Annotated in this window: 20 protein-coding genes; 18 read left to right on the forward strand and 2 right to left on the reverse strand. The window is 56.8% G+C overall.

Annotated elements, in window-relative coordinates:
• The first annotated feature begins 20 nt into the window (after positions 1 to 20).
• Both ET810_RS06370 and ET810_RS06375 read left to right on the forward strand, forming a co-directional pair.
• The gene (locus ET810_RS06370) at positions 21 to 1,259 is read left to right on the forward strand and encodes a sensor histidine kinase (protein WP_087453321.1); all 1,239 of its coding nucleotides are present in this window, start codon (positions 21 to 23) and stop codon (positions 1,257 to 1,259) included.
• Entirely contained in the window at positions 1,260 to 1,955 is a 696-nt protein-coding gene (locus ET810_RS06375) for a response regulator transcription factor (protein WP_087453322.1), read from the forward strand.
• Here ET810_RS06375 and ET810_RS06380 read toward each other — a convergent pair.
• Complete coding sequence (locus ET810_RS06380; protein ID WP_087453323.1) at positions 1,952 to 2,887, reverse strand: DUF3109 family protein; 936 nt, start codon at positions 2,885 to 2,887, stop codon at positions 1,952 to 1,954. The genes ET810_RS06375 and ET810_RS06380 overlap by 4 nt on opposite strands.
• Before the next feature lie 32 nt (positions 2,888 to 2,919).
• Between ET810_RS06380 and ET810_RS06385 the strand changes: the two genes are divergently transcribed.
• From ET810_RS06385 to ET810_RS06420, 7 genes are all read left to right on the forward strand, one after another.
• Entirely contained in the window at positions 2,920 to 3,876 is a 957-nt protein-coding gene (locus ET810_RS06385; RefSeq protein ID WP_087453324.1) for a Ppx/GppA family phosphatase, read from the forward strand.
• A gap of 5 nt (positions 3,877 to 3,881) precedes the next feature.
• The gene (locus ET810_RS06390; RefSeq protein ID WP_087453325.1) at positions 3,882 to 4,967 is read left to right on the forward strand and encodes a DUF2157 domain-containing protein; all 1,086 of its coding nucleotides are present in this window, start codon (positions 3,882 to 3,884) and stop codon (positions 4,965 to 4,967) included.
• A 96-nt stretch (positions 4,968 to 5,063) separates the two neighbouring features.
• On the forward strand, positions 5,064 to 5,867 hold the full coding sequence (proC, locus tag ET810_RS06395; RefSeq protein ID WP_134316155.1) for a pyrroline-5-carboxylate reductase: 804 nt from the start codon (positions 5,064 to 5,066) through the stop codon (positions 5,865 to 5,867).
• A 286-nt stretch (positions 5,868 to 6,153) separates the two neighbouring features.
• Positions 6,154 to 6,345 carry a helix-turn-helix domain-containing protein gene (locus tag ET810_RS06405; RefSeq protein ID WP_013241124.1) on the forward strand — a complete coding sequence of 64 codons (192 nt, stop codon included), beginning with the start codon at positions 6,154 to 6,156 and terminating at the stop codon, positions 6,343 to 6,345.
• Between the two features lie 312 nt (positions 6,346 to 6,657).
• Complete coding sequence (locus ET810_RS06410) at positions 6,658 to 6,759, forward strand: 30S ribosomal protein bS22 (protein ID WP_003402602.1); 102 nt, start codon at positions 6,658 to 6,660, stop codon at positions 6,757 to 6,759.
• An 82-nt stretch (positions 6,760 to 6,841) separates the two neighbouring features.
• Positions 6,842 to 7,726, forward strand: a complete 885-nt coding sequence (locus ET810_RS06415; RefSeq protein WP_134316156.1) for a DsbA family protein — start codon at positions 6,842 to 6,844, stop codon at positions 7,724 to 7,726.
• A complete protein-coding gene (locus ET810_RS06420; RefSeq protein WP_087453328.1) occupies positions 7,719 to 8,543 on the forward strand; it encodes a cytochrome c biogenesis CcdA family protein in 825 nt (274 codons plus the stop codon). Before ET810_RS06415 ends, ET810_RS06420 begins: the two co-directional genes overlap by 8 nt.
• Here ET810_RS06420 and ET810_RS06425 read toward each other — a convergent pair.
• Entirely contained in the window at positions 8,540 to 9,583 is a 1,044-nt protein-coding gene (locus tag ET810_RS06425) for an HAD-IB family hydrolase (protein WP_087453329.1), read from the reverse strand. The two genes, ET810_RS06420 and ET810_RS06425, sit on opposite strands and share 4 nt — an antisense overlap.
• A gap of 93 nt (positions 9,584 to 9,676) precedes the next feature.
• Between ET810_RS06425 and ET810_RS06430 the strand changes: the two genes are divergently transcribed.
• From ET810_RS06430 to ET810_RS06470, 9 genes are all read left to right on the forward strand, one after another.
• Positions 9,677 to 9,931 (forward strand): glutaredoxin family protein, encoded by a 255-nt coding sequence (locus ET810_RS06430; RefSeq protein WP_087453330.1) that lies wholly within the window; start codon positions 9,677 to 9,679, stop codon positions 9,929 to 9,931.
• A gap of 164 nt (positions 9,932 to 10,095) precedes the next feature.
• Complete coding sequence (locus tag ET810_RS06435; protein WP_087453331.1) at positions 10,096 to 11,460, forward strand: glutamyl-tRNA reductase; 1,365 nt, start codon at positions 10,096 to 10,098, stop codon at positions 11,458 to 11,460.
• Positions 11,461 to 11,462: 2 nt separating this feature from the next.
• A complete protein-coding gene (hemC, locus tag ET810_RS06440) occupies positions 11,463 to 12,353 on the forward strand; it encodes a hydroxymethylbilane synthase (RefSeq protein WP_087453332.1) in 891 nt (296 codons plus the stop codon).
• A gap of 257 nt (positions 12,354 to 12,610) precedes the next feature.
• Entirely contained in the window at positions 12,611 to 14,299 is a 1,689-nt protein-coding gene (locus ET810_RS06445) for a bifunctional uroporphyrinogen-III C-methyltransferase/uroporphyrinogen-III synthase (RefSeq protein ID WP_087453333.1), read from the forward strand.
• A 46-nt stretch (positions 14,300 to 14,345) separates the two neighbouring features.
• Entirely contained in the window at positions 14,346 to 15,353 is a 1,008-nt protein-coding gene (gene hemB / locus ET810_RS06450; RefSeq protein ID WP_087453334.1) for a porphobilinogen synthase, read from the forward strand.
• 7 nt (positions 15,354 to 15,360) lie between these two features.
• On the forward strand, positions 15,361 to 15,942 hold the full coding sequence (locus tag ET810_RS06455; protein ID WP_087453335.1) for a hypothetical protein: 582 nt from the start codon (positions 15,361 to 15,363) through the stop codon (positions 15,940 to 15,942).
• Complete coding sequence (locus ET810_RS06460) at positions 15,929 to 18,568, forward strand: heavy metal translocating P-type ATPase (protein ID WP_087453336.1); 2,640 nt, start codon at positions 15,929 to 15,931, stop codon at positions 18,566 to 18,568. Before ET810_RS06455 ends, ET810_RS06460 begins: the two co-directional genes overlap by 14 nt.
• Positions 18,569 to 18,702: 134 nt before the next feature.
• Positions 18,703 to 19,749 carry a uroporphyrinogen decarboxylase gene (gene hemE / locus ET810_RS06465; RefSeq protein WP_134316158.1) on the forward strand — a complete coding sequence of 349 codons (1,047 nt, stop codon included), beginning with the start codon at positions 18,703 to 18,705 and terminating at the stop codon, positions 19,747 to 19,749.
• A gap of 62 nt (positions 19,750 to 19,811) precedes the next feature.
• Positions 19,812 to 21,197 (forward strand): protoporphyrinogen oxidase, encoded by a 1,386-nt coding sequence (locus ET810_RS06470; RefSeq protein WP_134316159.1) that lies wholly within the window; start codon positions 19,812 to 19,814, stop codon positions 21,195 to 21,197.
• Positions 21,198 to 21,203: the final 6 nt, after the last annotated feature.

The raw sequence follows: 21,203 nt of genomic DNA on the forward strand, positions 1-21,203 counted from the left end.
CAGGTTACGATGGTGAGCTAGTGAATGTTTTACTAGCTTTCGTATTGGGCGCGGCTCTTATGGGCCTCGCCCTACCCGCGTTTAAGTGGGTCCAAGGCCGCTCGGGGCGCTACCATCGGTCGCTCGCGGGCGCCCACGCCAACCAGGTGACCACCGTTGGTCAAATGCTGCACTTGGCTGTGCAGGGATCGCCCACGGGAGTCACGGTGGTGGATCGTACCGGCAGTGTCCTTTTGTCTAATGCCCGTGCCCATGACATGGGGATTGTGCATGAGAGAAGCCTGAACCCTGACATTTGGGCGCTTTCTCAAGAGGTCTTTGAGGATCGGGAAACCCACTCCCTGGAGTTGGCCATTGCGGATAGGCGTACGCGCATCACGTCGGTGCGGGCGATGGTGAAACCCCTGACCCTGGTGGATGACCGCTACGTGATCGTTTTTAGCACCGATGAATCAGAGAATCAGCGCATGGAGGCTGCGCGGCGGGACTTTGTGGCCAATGTGTCTCATGAGCTGAAAACCCCGGTGGGGGGCATGGCTTTGCTGGCTGAAGCAATAACGCAAGGCTCAGATGATCAAGAGCAGGTTGAGTACTTTGGTAAGCGTCTGCAAAAAGAGGCGCATCGGCTTGCAGACATGATTAATGAGCTGATCTCCTTGTCCAAGCTGCAGGGTGCGGAGGCACTGCCTGATCTGCAACCAGTCGCGGTGGACGAGATCATCGACGAAGCCTTGAGCCGGAACCACCTTGCCGCCGAGAACGCGGGCATTGAGTTGACGCGGGGGAAGAAGTGCGGCGTTGAAGTGATGGGCGATAGAAGCCTTTTGGTCACGGCAGTGTCCAACCTCATCAGCAACGCTATTAATTATTCTCCGAATGCGATGCCGGTATCGGTGACCACCAAAGTGCTTTTCGACGAGCTCGTGCTCATCCGCGTCATCGACAGCGGTATTGGTATCTCCCCGGAAAACCAAAGTCGAGTTTTTGAGCGGTTCTTCCGGGTGGATAAGGCGCGGTCGCGCTCTACCGGAGGAACCGGTTTGGGCCTGGCTATTGTTAAGCATGTTGCTGCTAACCATGGGGGGGATGTGAAGCTGTGGTCGCGCCCCGGGACCGGGTCGACGTTTACCATTGACTTGCCGATCTATCACCCCGAGGAATCTGCGCCTGCAGATTCCGTCGATGCCGAATCGGATTCAGAATTGTTGCTTCACCCCAGCGTGCCTCGTGGGGACTCTCGCCGAAAGGACAAGGCCTAAATGATTACTATTCTTCTAGTTGAAGATGAAGAGTCCCTCGCCGATCCGCTGGCGTTTTTATTGCGCAAAGAAGGGTTTGAGGTGGTAGTCGCAGGCGATGGCCCCACAGCCCTAGTGGAATTTGAGAAGAACGACATCGACATTGTTTTGCTCGATCTCATGCTGCCTGGCATGTCTGGAACCGATGTGTGCAAGCGGTTGCGCAAGGTGTCGAGCGTCCCAGTGATTATGGTGACCGCCCGTGACTCTGAGATAGACAAGGTCGTGGGCCTGGAACTTGGCGCAGACGATTATGTGACCAAGCCTTATTCGGCGCGAGAACTCATTGCGCGAATCCGGGCAGTGTTGCGACGCGGCGGCGAGCAACAAGTAGCAGATTACGAGGAAGACGGCGACGATATCCTCGGCGGTGGTCGCGTACGCATGGACGTGGAACGCCATACGGTCACCGTGGCAGGAGAAAGCATTTCTATGCCGCTAAAAGAGTTCGACCTGCTGGAATACCTCATGCGCAACTCCGGGCGGGTCCTCACGAGGGGCCAGCTTATCGACCGCATCTGGGGCGCAGATTACGTGGGAGACACCAAGACGCTGGACGTTCACGTCAAGCGCCTGCGATCCAAGATTGAAGAAGAGCCTTCTTCCCCTAAGCATCTGGTTACAGTGCGGGGATTGGGCTACAAGTTCGAAGATTAGGATGTGGCCTGTGGGCGAGCGCCCGCAGCTACGCTAGCCGGATGCGGGCTAAAAATGCTTGCGGGAACGCCGCTGCGTCGGGCGGTATCCCGCGTGCGGCATATGTGCGCTAAAAACTCGTATGAGGGGTCTCCCATGAGTGCTCTGAGCTCCGCCTCATGAGTCACCCACAAGGGGTCGGAGTTGTCGTGGCATGCCGGTGCGGTGGTGCAGTACCAGTCAAAGTCTTCGCCGCCGTTGCCCCAACCACGCCGTTCATATTCTGTGATCGTGGTGCGTAGGATCTCTACGCCGTCGGCACGCTCTTCATATGCTTCGAGTCTGCGTAACGGGAGCTGCCAGCATACTTCCGGTTTGACCACCGTGAGATCGCGGCCTGCATCGAGCGCCCATTGATGAATCGCGCAGCCGGTGCCGGTGGGCCAGCCCTTGCGGTTGGCAAAGATGCATGCGCCGTCGACCACTGTGGTTTTCAGTGCTGGTTCTGGTTCGCCGTTGTCGTCGTCTAGCTCATCCCACACCAGCCAAGGTTCTGTCTCTGCGGGGTCGTCGGCGGAAATAAAAGCGTCAGTTTCTTCTGGGCGCAGCTGCCAATAGCGCGCGGGCATCTGCGACACGGCCTGCAACAGCTGTTCGCGGTCCTCGTCGTCGGAGAGATAGGCTCCGTGCCCGCAGCATCCTACGGAAGGAAGGGATGCGTCGATGCCTTTGCATGATTCAGTGCCAAAGGCGCAGGAATATGTGGATTCGATCCAGGTGAGGTCGATGCTGAACTGATGCATCGGGTCTTCCGGATTGGTGAACTCAAACCATTGGCGCGGAAAATCCGGCGCTAATTCATCGCCGCGTCGGATCGATTCTGCAGCCGGCGAAAACTCGGGGAAACCAAGATGCACTGGAGCAGATTCGGGAGTGGTTTTGGGGTCATTCACACTGGACAGGCTATACGGTCTACCCTGGAGTAGTGCGATTAGGTGTATTGGACGTGGGAAGCAACACGGTTCACTTGGTGGCGGTGGATGCCCAACAGGGTGGTCGCCCGACTCCGATGAGTGACTGGAAAACCACCTTAAAGCTGGTGGGGTACCTGGACAAAAAGGGTGCCATTACCGCTGCTGGGGTGGATAAGCTCGTGGCCTCGGTGGCGGAAGCTGCTGCATTAGCCGAGCAACTTGGGTGTGAAGAGCTCATGCCCTTTGCTACGTCCGCGGTGCGTTCAGCAACTAATTCTGATGAGGTGCTTGCGGAGGTCGCTAAGCATACGGGGGTCAACCTTGAAGTACTCTCCGGAAGGGATGAAGCGAGACTGACTTTCCTTGCCGTACGGCGTTGGTATGGATGGTCGGCCGGACGGATTATTAATCTGGATATTGGTGGCGGATCGCTAGAAATGTCGACGGGGGAGAACGAGAACCCGGACGCGGCTTTCTCCCTAGACCTCGGTGCCGCTCGTCTTACCCACAATTGGTTTGATACGGATCCCCCTGAGCGTAAGAAGATCAACCTTCTGCGTGATTTTATCGATGCTGAGTTGGTTGAGAGTGCAAAAACACTGAAGTCCTATGGTGAGGCGCGTCTGGCTGTGGGAACCTCGAAAACTTTTCGCACCTTAGGTCGCCTCACCGGCGCAGCTCCTTCTTCCGCTGGCCCCTTTGTCAAGCGCGAGCTTAGTGCTCCTGGCCTGCGACAACTGATTGCTTTTATCTCTAGGATGACGGCCGCAGACCGGGCAGAGCTGGAAGGCGTGAGCGCGAATAGATCGCAGCAGATTGTAGCGGGGGCGCTTGTCGCAGAAGCTGCTATGAGGGCGTTGGGAATTGAACATTTAGAAATTTGCCCGTGGGCACTCCGTGAAGGCGTCATACTTCGGCGTATAGAACAGGGTATTGTGCCAAAGGAAACCCTTTTAGTAGAGAAGTAGGAGAGATGAGCGAGAAACAACTCACCGTTGCGGAACTATTGGCGCGTTCCGGCAAAAACGGCGGTAGCTCCGAAACTCCGCGACGTCGACGCCACAACCTGGAAGATGGGGGCATTTCCGTTGCGGAGCTGACTGGCAGCATTCCTAAGGTGGCCGCTAAGCCCGCCGAGTCGAAGCACTCCAGCCAGCCTATCGACGTCCCTGCTTCCTCTGCCGCGTCGTCTAGCACGGGAGAACCGGATAGCGTTGCACAAGGCTCTCGCACGCAACCTGCGGCTTTTACAGACCCTGCCTCCCATGATCCTGCCCCGTTCGCGGACGCATTCCCCACGACTTCCCGTACTCAGGCAATAAAACGTGATGCCGCGTTTAACGCGGTCAAGGGGCAGTCGGAGAAGACTCAGGAACGGCAAGCTGCAACCCAGGCTGAGGAGCTTCTCGCCGCTAATAATGTGGAAACGCCTGTTGGGCCAGAAGCACCCGTGGCAGAGACCCCCAGCAAGGAACAAACCATTGTTCTGAGTGTTGTGGATGAGAAAGATCCGGTTCGCCTGACCACTGATTCTTTCCCCGCGGTCTCAAAGGATTCGGACAGTGAAGCGGTGCAGGTTGCCGCTGACTCCCTTGGTATGGCAGCTGTAGCGCCTGCCGAGGTTGCAGATACTCCTCCTGCGGAACCCGTCAATGCCGCTGAAGAGACCAGCACATTTGCGGTTGTCGAAGACGAGGACGAAGCGTTTTATGACGTAGAAGATGACTACGAAGACTATGAAGACGCAGAAGAATTCGACGACGAGTATGACGAATACGACGAATACTACGAGGAAGACGAAGAAGAGGAACAGATCTCTGCCATGGGAGTCATCTTCATGGCTTTGGCGGGAATCGTCCTGGGTGTTGTCATTTTCCTAGGCTTCCAGCAGCTTTGGGGTGCTCTGAGTAAAGCGATCGTGGCAGCATTGGCTGTGGCCGTGACCGGAGCTATCGTTGGCGTCGTTCATGCATTGCGCACGGAGCGGGATCGCGAGTCCATGATTCTTGCAGGCGTCGCTGGTCTGGTCATGACGTTTGGCCCGCTGCTCGTGTCTTAATCCCTGTACATAGGCTTTTAAGGGCTGGTGGAGAGCAATCTTCCGCCAGCCCTTCGCTTTTGCTGTTGGTGCGGCGAGCGTGGCAGAGTGGTCGCCATGACTTCAATTGCAGTGATTGGTGGCGGCAAGATCGGCGAAGCCCTTATCTCAGGGCTTATTGCTGCGGGGATGAACCCTAAAAATATCAACGTCACCAACAGGAACGCGGAGCACGGTCAGGCTCTGAAAGAAAAGTACGGCGTCGTATCTTTTACGGAGAATATTCCTGCCGTTGACGAGGTTGACGTTGTATTTTTATGCGTCAAACCAAAGCAGATTATTAATGTGGTCGAGGAGATCGCGGACGCGGTCGATAACAACTCCAACACCACCGTGGTCTCGATGGCGGCAGGCGTAAGCACCGCGGCTATCGAAGAAATCTTGGCGGCTGGCTCGCCCGTGATTCGCGTTATGCCTAACACTCCGATGCTGGTAGGCAAAGGAAATTCGGCGGTCGCCCCTGGTCGTTTCGCGGATCAGTCCGCGGTGGAACAGGTGTGCAAGCTGCTTGAGACCGTTGGCAACGTCACGTTGATAGAAGAGTCTGATTTAGATACTGTTGTTGCGCTGTCGGGTTCTTCGCCTGCATACGTATTCCTCTTTGCTGAGGCGCTTATCGACGCCGGCGTGCACCTGGGACTGAATCGGGACCAAGCCAAGGAGCTGGCAGTCAATGCGTTTTATGGTGCGGCCGCAATGCTCAAGGAAACCGGGGAGGAGCCTACGCAATTGCGCGCTAACGTCTGTTCACCGGCGGGTACCACGATTGCAGCTATCCGTGAGCTGGAGGAAAGCGGCTTGCGGGGAATGGTGTATCGCGCAGCTGAGGCTGCTGCGAAGCGAAACGGTGAGCTCGGCTAAGTCGCTCCAAGCTAAAGGGGTAGAAGTAGTCTTCTACCCCTTTAGCTTTCCCCTTTTCACTGAACCTGTACTTGAGGGTTGGGGTTTTGATGTTTCGCCTGTGACCAGTTGTTTCCACTGGGGAGGGGAGGGTATTTACGTGACTTATGTTGCGTTTGGGGAAATAAATTAACAGGTGGGTCGCAAGTGTCACACGTTTCACGCTAAGCTTTGTTAAGCACGTGCGTGTTCGTTCTGTAGGAGGGGAAGCCTGCAGCGCGCGACTTGCTGAAGGGTTAGATAAATTATGGCTAGAGAAGATAATGGCACTTTTTTGACAGTCGCCGAGGTCGCGGAGATTATGCGCGTATCTAAAATGACCGTTTATCGGTTGGTTCACTCTGGTGAGCTTCCGGCAGTTCGCGTGGGGCGCAGCTTCCGCGTGCACGAAAAGGCTGTTAACGAGTACCTGGATGCCTCCTACTACGACGTGGGATAAGCATCTTGAGAGCTTTGCCGAGGGGCAGTTTCCACCAGTATTTCTGGGGCGACTGCCCCTCGTTATTTTTGTGACTCATGGGGGCGTTTTTGGTCTCTGGTGTGAGCGTCGGTATTATTGCGACCATTCGTGTCAGACAACAGCCCCAACCGGCGGTTGCCGCATGTCTAGTGAGGGTCAGCGCCCTCGCATGACAGGCAGTAACCCTGCGCGGGCGGATGTGCACTTCGGCCGCGTATGCATTGCAAAAGAGACCGTGGGGCTTCTGACAGGGAAGTACGTACACCGATCAATAAAGCGAGGGAAACCGTTATGGGTTCTGTCATCAAGAAGCGCCGCAAGCGCATGTCCAAGAAGAAGCACCGCAAGTTGCTGCGCCGTACTCGCGTTCAGCGTAGAAAGCTCGGTAAATAAAGCATTCACCGCCCAGGGATTACCCTGGGCGGTTTTGTTATGGTGTAAAAAGGTTTTTCACAACAAAAGGAGCCCTAACTTTATGTTTTCAGCAAAGCGTCCAGCGGTTGTGGCGCTGCTTATCGTCATTCTTCTCATCGTTGGCATTGGCGCTTATACCTTGGGCCGTGGCTCTGCCACGAAAAACGAGGGTACCTCTGCGAACAAAGCAGGCACTTCACAAGAATCTGCAGGGCCTTCCTTGCCGCCAGGCTTTACGGGTAAGACCGGTTCTTCCCGGGTAACGCCGGGTACAAAGACTGATGGCCCCGTCACACTGGCAAACGGTTCTTATGACGCCATGATCTATGGTCCCGGAAAAGAACTGAAATCAGCGGAAGATATCCTTAATGTGCATCGTCGAAACGCAAAGGATCCTTTTGCGCTCGGCGCGCTCGACGCACCCGTCGTGATCTCGGAATACTCCGATTTTGAGTGCCCTTTCTGCGCAAAGTGGTCTAACGAGACCGAGCCGACGATCATCAAGGAATACGTTGACAAGGGCCTCGTTCGTATCGAATGGAATGACCTGCCAGTTAACGGCCCCGATGCTGTCTCGGCTGCTAAGGCTGGCCGAGCTGCCGCCGCTCAGGGCAAATTCAACGAGTTCCGCAGCGCACTTTTCCAGGCCAGCAAAACCGTCAAGGGACACCCTGAAAATAAGTTGGCCAACTTTGAGGAATTCGCTCGGCAGGCAGGCGTGAAAGACATGGCGCGTTTTAGCCGAGAAGCCACCGATAGCACCTACGACTCCGTGGTGAACAAGGCACGCGAATACGCTGGCTCGTTGGTGATCAACGGAACTCCCGGCTTTGTCGTGGGAACCCAATACGTCTCCGGCGCACAACCCACTGAAGTCTTTGTCCGCGCTATCGAGGCGGAATTAGCCAAGGTCGCAGATGGAGAGGTTGCCGTTCCACGTGTCTGATATTGGATTACTTGGCGCATTCCTGGGCGGAATCCTAGCGCTGCTGAGTCCGTGTTCTGCGCTGCTGCTTCCGGCGTTCTTTGCCTATGCGTTCCAACGATCCTCGCAGATCATGGCACGGACAGGCGTGTTCTTCCTTGGACTAGCGGCTGTGTTGGTGCCGGTGGGAACCGCTGCAGGACGGCTCGGTGGATTTTTGGCGCTGCACCGTGAAACGTTGATCCTCGGCGGCGGAATCGTGATCGTAGCCCTGGGCATTTTCACCTTTTTCGGCGGCGGCATATCCCTGCCAGGTCTCTCTGGATTGGCGGGCCGGGTGCGCGGACAAGGATGGCTCTCTGTCTTTTTGCTCGGCGCGGCTTATGGGTTCTCGGGATTCTGTGCGGGCCCATTGCTCGGTGCGGTGCTCACGACTGCAGTCGTGAGTGCATCAAGCTCGTATGGTGCCCTCGTCCTAGGCTGCTATGCCTTGGGGATGGTCGTTCCCCTGGTGATACTGGCGCTGTTCTGGGAACGCATTCCTCGCGGAGCGCTAGGAGGCAAGATCGTGAACGTGGGTCGGTTAAAACTCAACACCATGTCGATGATCTCCGGCGTGATTTTTGTGATCATCGGATTAGTCTTTATGTTCACTCATGCCACGACTGGTTTGCCGGGGCTCCTCAGTATTGAAACCCAGTCCGCAATCCAAGCATGGGTGCTCGACGTAGCAGTTAACGTGAGCAATCTGACGTCGGTGTTGATCGTGCTAGGAATTATTGCGGTCGGACTGGTGATCTATATTCTTCGGACACCGGAGAAGGGGAAACGGGATTAGCGTCGCCACGCTTTCCAACCGCCGAGGCTAAACGCTGCGGTGATCAGGGCTGGCAGACCGTAGGTTCGCATAGCTTTGCGCAGGCTGCGGTAGTCATGCATCTCCCAGCCGTGCTGCTTAGCCACCTTGGCTAGCGGGCGATCCGGGTTAATGGCTACCGCGGTTCCCACCATGGAGAGCATAGGAACATCGTTGATGGAGTCGGAGTAGGCGGTGCATCGGCTGAGGTCGAGCCGCTCAATGGTGGAGAGCGCTGCAACTGCGTGCAATTTGCCGGGGCCATGCAAAATATCGCCGACCAGTCTTCCGGTGAAGACACCATCTTTGACCTCGGCGACAGTGCCCAAAGCCCCGGTAAAGCCAAGTCGCTTGGCCAGAGATTGCGCTAGCTGGACGGGGGTGGCGCTCACAAGCCAGACCTGTTGGCCCGCAGCAATATGCTGATCCGCGAGGGACTTGGTTCCCGGCCAGAGCTTTTCACTCATATTGTTGCCCACGATTTCTTCGCAGAGCTCAACCAGCTCGTCCACGCGGCGACCTTTAATAAATTCAAGCGCCTGTTTGCGCCCCTCGGCCACGTCCGCTGCGTTTTCTGCGCCCGTGACTCGGAATTTGATCTGTTTCCACGCCATGGGAAGGATCTCGCTGAACTTAAAATAACGTTTTTTGGCCAGCCCGAGAGCAAAGACAACCAGGGAAGAGCCTTGGATCAACGTATTGTCGATGTCAAAGAAGGCGGCGGCACCAAAGTCTTGCGGGATGCTGGGGTCTGGGCTGGTGACGTGCGTAGCGCCAGCGGCCTCGAATGATCCTGAGACAGACTCCAACCCGGAGGTGTATTCATCCAACTCAATCCCGTAGATTTCGGCAGCGGCGAGGGCCGCAGCAGCCTCTCCGGCTTCGCGCTGCGCCTGGGCGTCGATAGGCGGAAGTGCGTGTTCCTCAAAGAAGCGGCGAAGGTTGCCACGGGAGGTGGACCAGCCGGCCAAGAATTCTTGTGGGGTTTGGGGCCAAGTGGGATCGGGTTGTGAGATGCTCACGGATGAAGATCGGGCCTTTCGACAGGGTGGAGCTTTAAGAGTAGTCTCAGTCCATCGTAGTGTCGAACAGTAAAAAGGGCCGGTGATCTCTTTGTGTCTGGTGTAGAAAATGCGCGCGAAGTGGAGCTTATGACCCGCAAGACATGTGGTTCATGTCGGCGGGTGGCTGAGCAGATTATCCCCGTGGTCGCTGCAGCCGGGGCGGTATTGAGCATTATCGACGTAGACACGGATCGGGCACTGGCAGCCGAATACGGTGATAGGGTTCCCGTCGTTGTCATCGACGGCGAAGAGTTTGCGTGTTGGGAAGTGGACAATGATGAGCTTGCTGCCGAACTCGGTAGTTAGTCCATGCTTTCTTGTGACTTTCTTAACGCTTGACTAGCGTTGATGCATCAGAGTGGCGAAGAAACGATCAATCTAAAGATTGATAACGCTGCCTTTTTAGCTAAGATTTTAAGAAAAATCGATCAGATGATCCAGGTAGACGGTGTGAAAGCGGTGGTTGGTCCGTGAGTGTGCTGGTTGTTGGGATGTCTCACCGGTCGGCTCCAGTGACCCTCCTGGAACGGCTGAGCATGAACGATGAGGTGCGTTCCCAAACAGCCACCGACCTCGTTGCGCGTCCTTCGCTGACTGAGGCGATGATCATATCCACCTGTAATCGCCTAGAGGTCTATGCGATGACATCGAGTTTTCACACGGGTGTCAATGACGTAGTGGAAGTGCTCCACACCATGAGCGGCGTGGACATGGACACCCTCCGGGGGTACCTCTATGTGCGCTATGCGGATGCTGCTGCGGAACACATGATGGTGGTCGCCTCGGGCATGGACTCGATGGTGATGGGGGAACAACAGATTATTGGTCAGGTGCGCACCGCGTATCAGCAGGCTATCGAGTCGGGGACCGTGGGCCCCGCTCTACACGGTCTAGTTCAGGCGTCCTTGCATACCGGCAAGCGCGTGCACACGGAGACCGACATCGACGACGCCGGCGCTTCTATGGTTTCCTTTGCCTTTGACCAAGCAATGGCCGATGCCGGGTTGAGTGATCTGCGTGGTAAAAAAGCGCTCGTGCTGGGTGCCGGAGCGATGGCCTCGTTGGCTGCTACCCATCTGGGGCGATTGGGCATAGAAGGACTCGTCTTTTCCAATCGAACCCGCAGTAGAGCGGAACGGCTGGCCGAGCATTCTCGTGAAGCTGGGGTTCCTGCGGAGGTCGTCGATTTTGCATCGCGGGGGAGTGCCCTGAGCGGGGTGCATATCGCTATCTCCGCGACAGGAGCACACACGTACACGATCTCAGCTCAAGACGTACCGGAAAAACACTTAGGCCTGATATTTGTTGATCTCTCCATGCCACGCGATATCAACGATGATGTTGCGGAAATCGCGGGAGTGCAGCTGGTTAACATAGAGAAGCTGCATGAAGCCAAGACTGAGGGCAAAGATGCTGATGACGCTGCGCAAAAGATCGTTGCGGAAGAACTCAGCGCGTACACCTCTGCGCAGCGGGTTCGGGATGTGGCACCTGCGGTATCGGCGTTGCGTCGACACGCTTCTGGGCTGATAGCTTCCGAGCTGGAGCGGCTGCACACCCGAACCCCGGGCATGGATGAAGACGACTTTGAAGAAGTTCAACGCACGATATGCCGAGTCGTGGATAAGCTCCTGCACCAGCCGACGGTTCGGGTCAAAGAGCTTGCGGCAAGTTCTGGGGCGGTTTCCTACGAGACCGCTCTGCAGGACCTCTTTGGATTGCCGGTGGAAGCTCAAAGCGTAAAACGTGGCGTGCGCGACCTGCCCGATGCCGAGGTCATGGCCCTAGGGGTTAGCGACGCCAACAAGATTATCCGAGCAATCAAGGAAGACTGACCATGACTTTTACTATTGGTACACGAGGCAGCCTTTTAGCTACCACTCAGTCGGGACACGTGCGAGACGCCCTCGCTGCTCACGGATATTCGGCGGAATTGAGCATCGTCACCACACCTGGGGACGTCAATATGGCACCCGTGGAACGCATCGGCGTGGGCATTTTTACGCAAGCACTGCGCGAAGTCCTCGTTGAAGGCGGCTGCGACATCGCTGTGCATTCCTTCAAAGATCTGCCCACGCAGCGCGATCCACGTTTCCACTTAATCGTGCCAGAGCGTGCCGACGCCCGCGATTGCCTCGTAGCCCGCGACGGCCTGGCACTGGAGGAACTACCTCAGGGGGCGCGCATTGGCACGGGAGCACCTCGGAGGATCTCACAGGTCAAAGCCTTGCGCCCTGATGTGGAATGCGTACCGATGCGCGGCAACATCGACACCCGGATGGGCAAGGTCTTTTCCGGAGAACTCGATGCAGTCGTTCTGGCTTATGCTGGCCTATCGCGTGTGGGCCGTGGCGGTGAAGCGACAGAGGTATTCAACCCAGATCGTTTCCTCCCCGCGCCGGCGCAGGGAGCTTTGGCCATCGAATGCCGCATCGACGACGCAGCCGCTGTTGCTGCCATCAACGCAATTCGGAACGCAGACGACGAGACCTGCGCGCTCGCCGAACGCGTGGTACTCAATCGGTTGGAAGCCGGATGTACGGCACCTGTGGCCGCGCATTCCGTGATCAGCGGGCAAGAGCTTCACGTCACGGGAGCAGTTGTGTCTCTCGACGGACGCAAGGTTCTGCGCGCAACGATGACCGGGGCGCTGACGGAGGCTGTGGCTATCGGAGAAGCAGTTGCAGCAAAGCTTATCCAGGATGGCGCTGCCGAAGTGCTTTCCTGATGCACTCAATGTTTCCCCGCTCTGTGCGATAACCGAGCCACGTGCGCTGCGGCAATAGTCCGCCGGTTTTTATTAAACGCCTTGCTCAATTATCCTCAAAGGACGTTGTATTACCACACGCTTGACGCCGCTTAATCACGAGGCCCCTCTTAGTGATTTACAGCGGCGTGAATTTGTGTTTAGCAGTCTCTCTTAACTTTTCGCCCACTCCACAACTCGGAGCTCTTTGCAGTTCCTAGAAATACGGATACTTGTTCATGAGTTCAACTCCGCAGCCCACTCCGGTCACCCCTTTGCCGGAGGGAAAAGTGATCTTCGTAGGAGCAGGCCCAGGAAACCCTGACCTGCTCACCGTTCGCGCCCGTGAAGTTCTCAGCCATACCGCTTTTGCCGTAGTAGACGCAGAAGTGCTACCGGGAGTTCGCTCAGTAGTCGCACGTGAACTAGACGTTCCGGGAGATAAGATCCAGGCGGCTGAGGAAGAATACGAGCGCCTCTGCGCGGAGGCAAAAGAGGCCGGCGCCCGCCGTAAACCGCAGCGCCCGGACGCCCCGACCGCTGCTGAGATTACTGAAGTAGACGATGACGTTCCGGTGGCGGAGGTCGTCGACAAGCTTAAGGAGCTTTTGACCACCGGCGAGGACGTTATCCGCCTCGTGCAGGGTAACCCTCTATCCTGCGACCGCACTCTGGAAGAAATATCCGCAGTCACTCAGGCTGGACTGGAATTCCACATTGTTCCAGGTATGTCCTTGCCTGCTACCGTTCCGGCTTTTGCGGGTATCGCGCTGGGGTCTTCCTATACGGAAACTGACGTGACCGGTGAAGACGTGGATTGGGAACAGTTGGCGGCAGCACCCCAGCCACTGGTTTTACAGGCGACCAAAGAAGACCTGCCCACAATAGCGGCAGAACTCAAAGCCCGTGGGCTGGGGGCATCGACCCCGGTGACGGTGACCGCTCACGGCACGACGCGTTTGCAGCGAAGTTTTGACGTCACTCTGGGTACTCTGAGCAAGCTAGACGGGGACCTCGCTGGCACTCTCGTGGTCACCTTAGGCAAAGCCGTGGACGATCGCACCAAATACTCCTGGTGGGAGAATCGCTCTCTCTTTGGCTGGCGAGTCCTGGTGCCGCGAGCTAAAGAACAAGCCGGCCCCATGAGCACATTGCTGGCTTCGCAGGGGGCAATCCCGCAAGAAGTCCCCACGATCTCCGTGGAACCGCCGCGCAACCCCGCGCAAATGGAGAAAGCCATCAAGGGAATCGTCGAGGGACGCTACCAGTGGGTGATCTTTACCAGCGTTAATGCGGTGAAAGCTGTGCGAGAAAAGATCGGCTCTTTCGGCCTCGATGCCCGCGCCTTTGCCGGCGTACGCATCGGCGCGGTAGGGACAAAAACCGCTAAGGCGATCCGCGAGCTCGGAATTACTCCCGAGCTGCTACCGCCGAGGAATCAGCAAAATGCCGCAGGCTTGGTGTCGGTGTTCCCGGAATACGTGGAAGACCTTGACCCGGTGGGACGAGTCCTTTTGCCTCGCGCAGATATTGCAACGGACGTCCTGGTAGAAGGCCTAGAGGGCCTTGGCTGGGAGGTCGATGATGTGGTCGCGTATCGCACGGTACGCGCTGCACCGCCGAGCGCGGAAGTGCGCGACATGATTAAAAGCGGCGGTTTTGACGCAGTGTGCTTTACCTCTGCGTCGACGGTGAAAAATCTGGTGGGCATCGCCGGGAAACCGCATCAGCGCACGATCATTGCATGCATCGGGCCCATGGCGGAGGCCGCGGCAAAAGAGTTAGGCCTGCGCGTGGACGTGGTCCCTGAGGTGGCGGACGTCCCGCATCTGGTAAACAGCCTTGCTGCTCATGTGGCACAACTACGAGCGGCCGGTCAGCTGCCGCCGCCTAGGAAGAAACGGCGCGCCCGGAAAAATCGCGAGTAACGTTATTACGGCGACAGACCCAACAATCTGGAAGAAGGCATTACCTATGAGCAACGAAGATCTCCACCTGATTCGTCGTCCACGCAGGCTCCGAAGCACGCCAGTTATGCGCGAATTAGTGGCAGAGACGACGCTTCGTCCCGCTGACCTGATTCTTCCCATGTTTGTTGCAGATGGAATAACCGAGCCGCGCGAAATCTCCTCTATGCCAGGTGTGTACCAGCACACTATTCCCTCCTTGATTGAGGCTGTCAGGGAGGCGATTTCCGTGGGGATTAAGTGCGTGGATCTCTTCGGCGTGCCTCTCGACGCCGACAAAGACCTGCAGGGATCTCAATCCTGGGCACCAGAGGGAATCCTCAACCGGGGTATCACCGCACTACGCCAGGAGTTTGGTAACCAGGTCATTATCATGGCAGACACCTGCCTTGACGAGTTCACCGACCATGGACACTGCGGCGTACTGAGCACCGACCGCTTTGGCGAGGTGATCGTGGATAATGACGCGACCATTCCGCTTTATCAAAAGATGGCGGTGGCGCAGGCTGAGGCAGGCGCGCACATGGTAAGCCCCTCCGGCATGATGGATGGGCAGATTATGGCAATCCGTGAAGCTCTCGACGCTCACGGGTTCCAGGACGTGGCCATCATGGCGTACTCCACCAAGTACGCGTCGGTTTTCTATGGGCCGTTCCGCGAGGCAGTGGGTTCGTCCTTGGAAGGCGACCGCAGAACTTATCAGCAGGATCCGGCTAACTTCCGGGAATCGCTGGTGGAGGTCGACCTGGATATTGAAGAGGGGGCGGACTTTGTTATGGTCAAACCAGCCATGCCTTACCTCGACGTGTTAGCAGAGGTGGCCTCCACGTCGGTTGTCCCGGTTGCGGCTTATCAAGTATCAGGCGAATATGCCATGCTGCATGCGGCCGCCCGTAATAACTGGCTCGACCTTGAACGTGTGATGATGGAATCATTGATTTCTATCAAACGCGCTGGCGCAGACCAGATTCTTACTTACTTTGCCGTCGACGCGGCGAAAAAACTACAGCACTAGGGAAATAATGACCAACCACCAACAGCGACTCGAGCGATCACCATCTCAACCGACCACTCCCGACGCTAAGCGGGAGCGTCCCGACGCAGTTCGCTGGGCGGTTCGCGTGTGGATTTTTGCCATCTGTGTGGAGACGGTACACCAGATCATCAATATCATTGTTGGTTTTGCCAACAAGCCTGAGTTGATTTCTAAGCTCAAAGAGTCGATGAAGGAAGAGAATCTTTCTCCCGAGATCATGAACGTGGCAGCAAGCCTCAGTATCATTCTGGCGGGACTTTTTTCTTTCATCGTGCTGGGCATTATCGCGTGGTTGGCCGCGCTGCTTTATAAAGGCAATAAATCTGCTACTCTATCGCGCCGCATCCTCACGTATTTCTCTCTTTATTTTGGGGTGCGGCTGGTGACGGTTTTCTTGCTGACCCCAAGTTCTCCGTCTGTTCCTGTTGCCGTGTATGCCGTTGACGGCTGCATCCAGATCTGTATGGGTGTTGCGGCCGTCGTGGCGCTCATCTTTAAGATGCGGCCCGAAACTTTGGCGTGGACTGGTGAGTGGGAGAGCTCTAGGGGGAAGAATGGGCACTCTTAGCAGCAACCGTGGAGCCAAGGACGAGGGCGGTGCCCCTGCGCGTCCTCTGGGCACCCAGGAAGGGCTTGCCGACGCCATCGAAAAGGCGAAACGTGCCGCTGCCAAGGCTGGCATTAACACGGGGGCCTTCCATGCTATTGACCCGGAAGAAGTCGCTGCAGCTGCTATCCATGCAGGAAGAACCTCTTTTGCGTTTGAATTAAAAGGACTTTCCAGCGCCTCTTCGGTGTCCGAAGTAGAAGATGTTCTAGGCGAGTTGGAGGGCGTAGACGCAAAGATTGTGTATCCCTCGTCGATGGCGTGGGTGAGTGCAAGCCGCACTATCGACCCGATGATGTTTGTTGACGTATTCCAGAGGTTCGGAATTACTGCAACGCTCACGGATTCCTCCCTGCGGCGTCGGCTAGCCTGGTCCGATGTTGAGGAGGGCCGGTACAAGCGCTCGCGACGCCGTGACCGCCGGATTAGCCGCTTTGGTTCGCGCGTGGATGAGAAAGAGCGTCGTTTTAAGCTAGCGCGCAGGGCCGGGTTCCTGGAACGCCGTGAGGACACCTCCCGTAAAGAGTCAAGCACTGCTGTTCTCTTTACTGCGCGGTCACTCATGACCAAAACGCGTCTATGCATTAGCGCGCTTTTTACAATTCCCGTCGTGGCCATTAGCTACTCCAGAGACCTGCAGTTTGATAACTGGCAGTGGGCTTTGGCTGCGCTTTCCATCCCCGTTGTGTTTTATGGTGCGTGGCCTTTTCACCGAGCAACGCTGGGTGGGGCTCGTCGGGGCATGTCCGCCTTGGACAGTGCCTCGTCGGTAGCAATCCTGCTGGCGTGGCTGTGGTCGTTGAGCATGGTGCTGTTTACCCCGGTAGGCGACCCGGAGTATCGAGCGCGGCCGAAGTGGATTGCGATCGATCCTACGATTTTTGAGTCTGGTGCGCTCTTTTTCGACGTAGCCTGCGGAATGACGCTGATCCTTCTTGCCGGAAGGCTCGCTGCCCGCAGAGCTCGCAGCAGTCTCCAAGATGATCTTCTGAAGTACAAACCGCATCCCGCTTCTACCGTCACGGTGGTGTCCAAAAAACGGAAAGCCGGGGGAGCTGGGAAAGAAGACAAAGCGATCCAGAAGCTGAATGTAGGCGATGACGTCATCATTCCCGCTGGGGGCCTTGTGCCTGTCGACGGAATAGTGGTCGGCGGTGGCGGCACCTTGGACGGTACGGCCTTGGGCATTGGCTCATGTGAAGTAAAAGTCAACGACCGAGTCTATGCAGGGTGTATCAATGGCGGCAAGGAACTTAAGGTTCGCGTGCTGCAGACTGGGCATAGGACCTGGTTGGCTGCCATAAATCGGTGGGTGGTGGATGCTAATGTGCATCAGAATCGCTCGGATGCCATAGCTACCAAGGCTGCCTCGATGCTCGTTCCCGTGTCGTTTGTTATCGCGGCCACGGATTTTGCTCTGTGGGCATTGATCACAAACAACCTGAACCAGGCATTTGCCACGGGCCTTGCAGTATTGGGCTGCGTGGCTCCGGCGGCGCTTGCCACCTCTGCGTCGTTAGCTATGCGACAAGGCATCGAAGGCGCTGCACGACGTGGAACACTGATTAAATCGGGTGAGACGCTGCGCAACGTCGACGAGGTAGACACGGTTATTTTCAATCGTGTGGGCGCTATTTCGCGTCCGGAGATGTCTGTAGAAACAGTCACCGCTGACCGTGGGGAAAATCCCGATCTGGTGCTTCGCGTTGCCGGTGCTCTAGCCATGGAAAGCGGGCATCCTGTGTCCCGTGCCCTGGTGCGCGCGGCACGAGAAGCACGGGATGCTTCTACTGATGATTCCATTCCAGGTTGGATTGAAGTCACCCACTCGAAGGTGGACGAGGAGGGAAGCTTCCGCGGGCATGTGGAGTTGCCGGTAGTCAACAGCGATGGGGAAGAAGAACTGCGGAGCGTGGAAGCAGTGTTATGGCGTCCGCGCAACCTTTCTGACCTGCATGGTCGTCTGGCCGCGGCTGCAGTATCTGGCAGCAGTCCGCTGGTTGTGCGATGGAAGAACAAAGATCGTGGCGTGATCACGTTGTACAACGGTGCCAAAGATGATGCCGTGGATGCCGTGGACTCGCTTGAGTCGATGGGGCTGGAAACGATGATGCTTAGCCGGGATACGTACCCGGTGGCGCGTCGATACGGCGATATGGTGGGAGTATCTCACGTGCTGGCCGGTGTGCAGCCCGGGCGGAAGCCGCAGACTGTTCGATCTGTGCGTTCTCATGGGGCGAATATCGCCATGGTTGGTGATGAGTCAGTGGAGGAGTGCTATCGGGTTGCCAACGTGGGCATCATGATTAGCGCGATGTCGGGTTCACAGGGGGCACTTGCGCTTGAGCATCCCGCTGCGGATGTGGTCATGCTCAAACCGGATGTGGCGCCTATTCCGCGTTTGTTCCATTTTGCGCGTCGCCTGAATCGCAGGATCCGTGGAAACCTGATTTTTGCGTGGACCTACAACTTGCTGGCCATTGTGGCGGCGGTGGCGGGAGTCCTGCACCCGATGATTGCCCCTCTGCTCATGCTGGGGTCGAGCGTGATTATTGAGGTTCGCTCTCATTGGTTGCGCAGCATATAGATAGTAGAGCGCTATAACTAGTGCCGGATGACGGCACCATCGGAACCCTATCAATCAAATGGTTGATAGGGTTCTCGCCTGAAATAGGGTCGGCTTGCTTTCCTTTAGCCGTTTTGTTGTGCATTATTGGTGGCATGTCACAACCTTTCAATGCGCCAATTCTTGACGCCATTCAGGGGAAAACTCCCACGCGTCGTCCCGTATGGTTTATGCGCCAAGCCGGCCGCTCGCTGCTTGAGTATCGCCAGGTACGGGAAGGTATTGGCATGCTGGACAGCTGTTTTATGCCAGAACTTCTTGCAGAAATTACTCTGCAGCCAGTGCGCCGCCACGACGTAGATGCCGCGATCTTGTTCTCAGACATTGTGGTTCCGCTTAAAGCCGCTGGGGTAAAAGTAGAAATCATTCCTGGTCGCGGCCCCGTTATGGATCGCGCGATCCATAACGGGGCCGATGTGGATGCGCTACCGATTCTTGACGATGATGTCCTGCAAGTAGCCCGAGGCATCGAGATTATTCAGGACGAGCTGACGGATCAGCAGACACTGATCGGTTTTGCTGGCGCGCCATTCACACTGGCGAGTTACCTTGTAGAGGGCGGCCCCAGCAAGAATCACGAAAAGACTAAGTCCATGATGCATGGCGACCCCGAGACCTGGCATGCCCTCATGCAGCGTCTGGTTCCCACCATCGTGCGATTCCTGCGCACCCAGATCGACGCAGGCGTTCAGACCATGCAGCTTTTCGACTCCTGGGCGGGCTTCCTCACAGAGCGCGATTACCGCAACCACGTGCTTCCGTATTCTACTCAGATCTTAGAAGAGGTAGCGGACGTGCCTCGCATTCACTTCGGCGTGAGCACCGGTGAACTGCTCGCCACGATGAGCGAGGCCGGCTCTGAAGTGATGGGTGTGGATTGGCGCGTGCCTCTCGACGTCGCCGCCGAGCGCATTCACGCCCGTTCCGGGGCAAAGGTGCTGCAAGGAAACCTAGACCCGGCGTTGCTTTTTGCCGGAGAAGACGTATTAAAAACTGAGATCGAGCGCATCTGCGCTGAAGCCGATCTCGCCATTGCCGCAGGACACGCCACTGGGCATATATTTAACCTCGGACACGGCGTATTGCCGCACACTGATCCTGAAGCGATCACTCGTGCGGTGGAGCTGATTCACCGTTTTTAAATGCCTCGGCGACTAGTTCTCCCAAGCCACAACAAAGTTAAGTTTCAAGGAAGGTCATCCACGTGCGCATTGCCATCATCGGTGCCGGTTTAGCGGGACTAACGGCTGCTTATGAGATCCATACACTCGACCCTCACGTGGAAGTAGAGGTGTTTGAGGCGACCGATCGAATCGGCGGCAAATTGTTCACGGTTCCGTTTGCCTCCGGCCCTACCGATATGGGCGCAGAAGCATATCTCGCCTTCAGGGAAGACACCACTGAGTTCTTTAAAGAGCTAGGACTCGGGGAGAACCTGCGCTCGCCCTCGGGGTTGCCTTCTTTGTTGTACGTGGAAGGGAGCCTCCACGGGATGCCCTCCAACACGATCATGGGTATTCCAGGAACAAGCGAGGGCCTGGGAAACTTGGTCAGCGAGGAAACCCTCAAACGCATTGATGCGGAGAAAGACGCGGGCTCAATTGACTGGCCTCAAGAGGTAAGCCTGGGGGCGCTCCTGCGGGAACGCTTGGGCGATGACGTTGTGGATCACGTGGTGTCTGCGTTGCAAGGCGGCGTCTATTCTTCCACCTCGGACGATCTAAGCCTGCGCGCTACGGTGCCCCAGTTAGCACGCGCCTTCGACCGCCTTAAAGAGGAGGGGAAACCAGTAACCATCACGGGCGCTGTCCAGCAGCTTCTCGCTGAGCGAGAGACCCGAAACAAAGCGCGGGGACATACCCCGAGCGTATTCGCGTCTTTCGCGGGCGGTTATGCGGAGATGTATGAAATCCTTGCGGAGCGTAGCGAGGCAAAAATCCACATCGATGCCTTTATCACTGCAATTGATAAAACAGCTGAAGGCTTCACCCTCAAAGGCGCTGAGGGGGTCTTTGACAGGGTGCTGTTGACGGTGCCGGCACCCACCGCTGCACTGCTGCTGAAAAACCTTGCGCCGGAGGCCGCGCAGCAGCTCAAAACCATCAAGTTGGCAAGCTCTGCCGTGGTAGGAATGAAATTTGATCATTCCGAGGGACTCACCGAGAACTCAGGGATCCTTGTTGCCACCGATGCTCACGATGTGAAAGCAAAGGCGTTCACCTTCTCTTCCAAGAAGTGGCCGCACCTTGGCGAGCGCGGCGGCGCTTTAGTCCGAGCCTCTTTTGGGCGGTTTGGCGACGACGCGATTGCTCGCGCGGACGAGGACGAGCTTGTCGACGCAGCCCTCGACGATCTGCAGACCATTACGGGATTCGACGGACGCGCTGCGGGCTTATCGGAGATCTTTGTCCAGCGCTGGTTCGGCGGCTTGCCCGTGTATGGGCCAGGACATCTGGAAACGGTGGCGGCAATCAAGGACGCACTTGCTGAGGTCGAAGGCATCGACGCTACCGGCGCATGGGCCGATGGCGTCGGCGTGCCTGCGGTGATCGACGCAGCGAGAGCTGCAGCCAAACGCGCGCTTGCCTAAGGCGTG

Origin of the sequence: Corynebacterium silvaticum (genome assembly GCF_004382825.2) — a bacterium.
GTDB lineage: Bacteria > Actinomycetota > Actinomycetes > Mycobacteriales > Mycobacteriaceae > Corynebacterium > Corynebacterium silvaticum.

Excerpts from the sequence above, each read along its gene's own strand:
- ET810_RS06455 (WP_087453335.1), top strand. The coding sequence starts at position 15,361 with ATGACCAACCACCAACAGCGACTCGAGCGATCACCATCTCAACCGACC.
- ET810_RS06390 (WP_087453325.1), top strand. The coding sequence starts at position 3,882 with ATGAGCGAGAAACAACTCACCGTTGCGGAACTATTGGCGCGTTCCGGC.
- proC (WP_134316155.1), top strand. The coding sequence starts at position 5,064 with ATGACTTCAATTGCAGTGATTGGTGGCGGCAAGATCGGCGAAGCCCTT.
- ET810_RS06405 (WP_013241124.1), top strand. The coding sequence starts at position 6,154 with ATGGCTAGAGAAGATAATGGCACTTTTTTGACAGTCGCCGAGGTCGCG.
- hemB (WP_087453334.1), top strand. The coding sequence starts at position 14,346 with ATGAGCAACGAAGATCTCCACCTGATTCGTCGTCCACGCAGGCTCCGA.
- ET810_RS06460 (WP_087453336.1), top strand. The coding sequence starts at position 15,929 with ATGGGCACTCTTAGCAGCAACCGTGGAGCCAAGGACGAGGGCGGTGCC.
- hemE (WP_134316158.1), top strand. The coding sequence starts at position 18,703 with ATGTCACAACCTTTCAATGCGCCAATTCTTGACGCCATTCAGGGGAAA.
- ET810_RS06415 (WP_134316156.1), top strand. The coding sequence starts at position 6,842 with ATGTTTTCAGCAAAGCGTCCAGCGGTTGTGGCGCTGCTTATCGTCATT.
- ET810_RS06410 (WP_003402602.1), top strand. The coding sequence starts at position 6,658 with ATGGGTTCTGTCATCAAGAAGCGCCGCAAGCGCATGTCCAAGAAGAAG.
- ET810_RS06375 (WP_087453322.1), top strand. The coding sequence starts at position 1,260 with ATGATTACTATTCTTCTAGTTGAAGATGAAGAGTCCCTCGCCGATCCG.
- hemC (WP_087453332.1), top strand. The coding sequence starts at position 11,463 with ATGACTTTTACTATTGGTACACGAGGCAGCCTTTTAGCTACCACTCAG.
- ET810_RS06445 (WP_087453333.1), top strand. The coding sequence starts at position 12,611 with ATGAGTTCAACTCCGCAGCCCACTCCGGTCACCCCTTTGCCGGAGGGA.